This is a genomic window from uncultured Sphingomonas sp., from assembly GCF_964244235.1.
GTDB lineage: Bacteria > Pseudomonadota > Alphaproteobacteria > Sphingomonadales > Sphingomonadaceae > Sphingomonas.
In genome coordinates this window covers 1-4,215 of sequence record NZ_CAXTII010000132.1, presented here as the reverse complement: position 1 = coordinate 4,215, position 4,215 = coordinate 1, and the positions used below count along the sequence as shown (strand labels likewise).

The window sequence follows — 4,215 nt, the reverse complement described above, 5'->3', positions numbered from 1 at the left end:
TTGAATCAGAACTATCGGCTCAGCGGAATCCCTAAAATGTCACCGCGTCCTAGGCACCCCTTACAAGCCGAAACGCCAGCGGCTAACGCCGACTTCGCTTCGTCGGCCGATGCGTTCTCGACGGCGGCGAGCGGCCGGATCATCCCTGGTTTGTCGGTATGCAGTTCCATCCGGAACTGAAGAGCAGACCCTTCGATCCGCATCCCCTGTTCGCGAGCTTCATCGAAGCCGCGGTGAAGCAGAGCCGGTTGTTTTAGATTTCCCTCTCCCAAAGGGAGAGGGACTCAAGATAAAGGCGTCCGGACCTTGTCAGGCCCGGACGCCTCTCAGGCGCCTTCCGGAAGTCCGTGGAAGACGCCAGCGGGGTTACGCCGCCTTCGCCTCGTCTGCCGCGTTGCTCTCGACCGCAGCCAGGGGCGCGCCCATCTTAATCGAGATCGACTTCGGCTTCATCGCCTCGGGCACTTCGCGGACGAGGTCGATCACCAGCAGCCCGTCGTTCAGCCGCGCATCCTCGACCAGCACGAAATCGGCCAGTTCGAAACGACGTTCGAAGCTGCGATTGGCAATCCCGACGTGCAGGAAATTGGCACCCGCCGTCTTGTCGTCCTTGTGTCCGGCGACGAGGAGCAGGTTCTGCTGCGCAGTGATTTCGATCTCGTCGCGCGTGAAGCCCGCGATGGCCAGGGTGATGCGGTACCGATCATCGGCGATCCGCTCGAGATTGAAGGGGGGATAGTTTTCCGCCGGTGCGGTGCGACCGCTCGTTTCCAGCATGTCGAACAGACGGTCGAAGCCGATGGTGGAACGGCGATAGGGGGTCAGATCGGGTCGCATATCAAATCCTCACACAGAGCGAGTTGACGATAGGACACCCGCTCATGCGCGGTGTCCGGTTCTTGCGCGGCCCTTGCGGCGCCACGCGCAGCGAATTTTGGAAGCATGAAATACGATTCAAGGCTGGATAGGACAGGATCTTCAAAATTTTTAGGACGCCGTGCAGCTGGCATTCAGATAACCTGGGATAACATGCTTTCGAAGTCGGATCGGTGTCGGCTCCGCGTCAGTTGGAAGCTCCCGCTGGGACGACACCGGAATTCCCTTATAAAGGCGGCGTGGACGCGCCGGAAACGGCAAACGCCCGGACCGTTTCCGATCCGGGCGCCTGCGTGACGATCGCTCGTCAGCCCCCTTGTCCCGCTCCCGCGACCAGCCTGTGCGGCGGCGCTTGAAGCAATCCCCGAACCACGGCCATTGCCTGTGTGCCAGTGCCATCCTGCTATGCGTTCATGACCGGCTTGTCATTGGCCAAAACCGGGGGCGGCGACGATTGGGCAACGCCTGTGGCGGTTGCGCAACAATCGCGTAACGATACGCCAGCTTGCCAGCCTTGCCGGCTCATCCTAGGGCAAAGCCGCATCCACCTGCCCCCGCGAAAGCCATCCTCCACCGATGATCCTGTCACGCTATGAACGGATGATCGCGCGGCGCTATCTGCTGCCCGGGAAGGGCGAGGCGTTCATCTTCCTCGTCGCCTCGATCAGCCTCGTCGCGGTCATGCTCGGGGTGGCGGCGCTGGTGATCGTCATGAGCGTCATGAACGGGTTCCGCGCGGAACTGTTCGACAAGATCGTCGGGCTTAACGGCCATGCGGTGGTGCAGGGATATAACGGCCGTCTGCCCGACTGGCGTACGATCGTGTCGCAGGCGAAGGCGACGCCGGGCGTCACTTCGGCCATCCCGCTGATCGAACAGCCGCTCGCCGCGACCTATAATGGGCGCGCCGAGGCGGTCTTGCTTCACGGCATGCGCGCCGCTGACATCACTTCGAACACGACGCTCCATGCGAAGATCCTGATGGGATCGATGGCGGCGATCACGAGGGGCAGCGGCGAGGTCGCGATCGGCAGCCGGCTTGCCGAGGCGCTTGGCGCGCAGGTCGGCAGCCAGATATCGCTGTTCAGCCCGCAGGGGCAGACGACGCCGTTCGGCACCGTGCCGCGGATCGTCAGCTATACCGTCGGCGCGATCTTCGAGATCGGCGTGTATGATTACGACAAGGCGTATGTCGTCATGCCGATCGAGGATGCGCAGACGCTGCTGCTGATGGGCGACGATGTCGGCATGGTCGAGGTGAAGACGGTCGACGCCGACCGGGTCGGCCCGATCCTCGCCCCGCTTGCCAAAACGGTCGCGGGGGAGGCGGTGATTTCCGACTGGCGAAGCATGAACGCGCAATTGTTCGAGGCGCTGGCGGTGGAACGCGTGGCGATGTTCACCGTGCTGTCGATCATCATCCTGGTCGCGGTGTTCAATATATTGTCGTCGCTCATCATGCTGGTCCGGGCGAAAACGCGCGATATCGCGATCCTTCGCACGATGGGTGCGACGCGCGGCGGGCTGATGCGGATCTTCATGGTCGTCGGCACGACGATCGGCGCGCTCGGGACGCTTGCCGGGTTGCTGCTCGGCGCGGTGTTCCTGTTCTACCGGCAGGGCGTAGTGAACGTCGTACAATATGTGACGGGGCAGAATCTATGGGACCCGTCGATCCGTTACCTGACCGAACTACCGTCGAAGACCGATCCGGTCGAAGTGATCGCGATCGCGGCGATGGCGCTGGTGTTCAGCTTCCTGGCGACCCTGTACCCGGCGTGGAAAGCGGCAAGCACCGATCCGGTGCAAGTGCTGCGCTATGAATGATGCAAGCGAAGCGGCGCACGGCCGTCGCGGCTTTGCCGCGTCCGACGGCGCAGCAGTTCTCCAGACCACCGGTCTCACCCGCAGCTTCGTGCAGGGTGACGTCAGGATAGACGTCCTGCGCGGGATCGATCTGTCGATCGCGCCGGGCGAGATCGTCGCGCTGCTCGGACCATCGGGATCCGGCAAGTCGACGCTTCTCCAGGCGGTCGGCCTGCTGGAGGGCGGGTTCGAGGGATCGATCCGGATCGCCGGCGAGGAGGCGGCCAGGCTCGGCGCGCATGGCCGCACCGTCGTGCGCCGCGACCGGCTGGGCTTCGTCTACCAGTTCCACCATCTGCTGCCCGATTTCAACGCGACGGAGAATGTCGTCCTGCCGCAACTCGTCCACGGTGCGACCCGTTCCGCGGCCGATGCGCGCGCGGTCGATCTGCTGACGCAGCTCGGTCTGGGTCACCGGCTGACCCATCGGCCGAGCCAGCTGTCGGGCGGGGAGCAGCAGCGAGTCGCCGTTGCTCGCGCGCTCGCCAACCGGCCAGCGCTGGTGCTGGCGGACGAACCCACGGGTAATCTCGACGAGCATACCGCCGGCCTGGTCCTCGCCGAATTCCTGCGGCTGGTGCGCGAGGAAGGATCCTCCGCGCTGGTCGCCACGCATAATGAACGGCTGGCGGCGCAGATGGACCGGGTGGTACGCCTCCACGACGGCCAGTTGCGGTGACCGACCGGTCTGCGGCACCGACGCTTTCGGGCCGGCACATGACGCTGCGGCCGCTGTCGCCGGCCGACCGCGACGCGTTGATCGAGGCCGCATCGACGGACGGGTTGTGGGACCTGTCCTACGCCAGCGTATCGCAGATGAAGGATCCGGAAGCCTTCTTGGCGCGTGCGTTTCGCGAGCGCGACGCGGGCAGGGCGATGCCGTTCGCGGTGCTGGACCGCGCCGATATCGTGTGCGGCACCACCCGCTTCCTTCGGATGAACGCGCAGCATCGCCGCGTCGAGATCGGCGGTACGTTCTACGCCACGCGCGTCCAGCGGACGGGGGTGAATACCGAGGCGAAACTGCTGCTGCTGACGCATGCGTTCAAGGCGCTCGGCTGCCAATGCGTCCAGATCCGCACCGATGCGCTGAACCTGCGAAGCCAGACCGCGATCGAGCGGCTGGGCGCAAAGCGGGACGGCGTGTTGCGCGGCCACCAGGTGATGCCCGACGGCCGCGTTCGTGATAGCATGGTCTACAGCATCCTCGACCGCGAATGGCCGGCGGTACGGCAGAATCTGCAATTCCTGTTGGCGCGCCATGGAGACCCCGCTTGACCGCAATCACCGATCTCCACGTGAGGGCCGCGGACGGCGGCGACGTCGATCTGTCGATATATGCGGGTCACGTATTGCTGATCGTCAACACCGCGTCGAAATGCGGCTTCACGCCGCAATATCTGGGATTGGAGGCGCTCCACCGGCGCTATGCCGATCGCGGTTTGGCGGTGCTGGCGTTTCCGTGCAACCAGT

The 4,215-nt window shown here is 64.3% G+C and carries 4 protein-coding genes and 2 pseudogenes; 5 read left to right on the top strand and 1 reads right to left on the bottom strand.

Going from position 1 to position 4,215, the window contains the following annotated elements:
* Positions 1-128: 128 nt before the first annotated feature.
* Positions 129-257 (top strand): annotated as a pseudogene (locus ACFE7D_RS14095) (hypothetical protein); the annotation flags it as partial.
* A 109-nt stretch (positions 258-366) separates the two neighbouring features.
* Here ACFE7D_RS14095 and ACFE7D_RS14090 read toward each other — a convergent pair.
* The gene (locus ACFE7D_RS14090; RefSeq protein ID WP_375396040.1) at positions 367-837 is read right to left on the bottom strand and encodes an Hsp20 family protein; all 471 of its coding nucleotides are present in this window, start codon (positions 835-837) and stop codon (positions 367-369) included.
* Positions 838-1,452: 615 nt separating this feature from the next.
* On the opposite strand from ACFE7D_RS14090, the gene ACFE7D_RS14085 reads away from it, so the two are divergent.
* The 4 genes and pseudogenes from ACFE7D_RS14085 to ACFE7D_RS14070 form a co-directional block, all read left to right on the top strand.
* Positions 1,453-2,703, top strand: a complete 1,251-nt coding sequence (locus ACFE7D_RS14085; protein ID WP_174285844.1) for a lipoprotein-releasing ABC transporter permease subunit — start codon at positions 1,453-1,455, stop codon at positions 2,701-2,703.
* Complete coding sequence (locus ACFE7D_RS14080; protein ID WP_375396039.1) at positions 2,696-3,421, top strand: ABC transporter ATP-binding protein; 726 nt, start codon at positions 2,696-2,698, stop codon at positions 3,419-3,421. Before ACFE7D_RS14085 ends, ACFE7D_RS14080 begins: the two co-directional genes overlap by 8 nt.
* A gap of 38 nt (positions 3,422-3,459) precedes the next feature.
* On the top strand, positions 3,460-4,020 hold the full coding sequence (locus ACFE7D_RS14075) for a GNAT family N-acetyltransferase (RefSeq protein ID WP_375396041.1): 561 nt from the start codon (positions 3,460-3,462) through the stop codon (positions 4,018-4,020).
* Positions 4,017-4,215: pseudogene (locus tag ACFE7D_RS14070) on the top strand (glutathione peroxidase); the annotation flags it as partial. The gene ACFE7D_RS14075 and the pseudogene ACFE7D_RS14070, both read left to right, overlap by 4 nt.

Bases quoted from the DNA above. Each gene is read 5' to 3' on its own strand.
- ACFE7D_RS14085 (WP_174285844.1), top strand. From the start codon at position 1,453: ATGATCCTGTCACGCTATGAACGGATGATCGCGCGGCGCTATCTGCTG.
- ACFE7D_RS14080 (WP_375396039.1), top strand. From the start codon at position 2,696: ATGAATGATGCAAGCGAAGCGGCGCACGGCCGTCGCGGCTTTGCCGCG.
- ACFE7D_RS14090 (WP_375396040.1), bottom strand. From the start codon at position 837: ATGCGACCCGATCTGACCCCCTATCGCCGTTCCACCATCGGCTTCGAC.
- ACFE7D_RS14075 (WP_375396041.1), top strand. From the start codon at position 3,460: ATGACGCTGCGGCCGCTGTCGCCGGCCGACCGCGACGCGTTGATCGAG.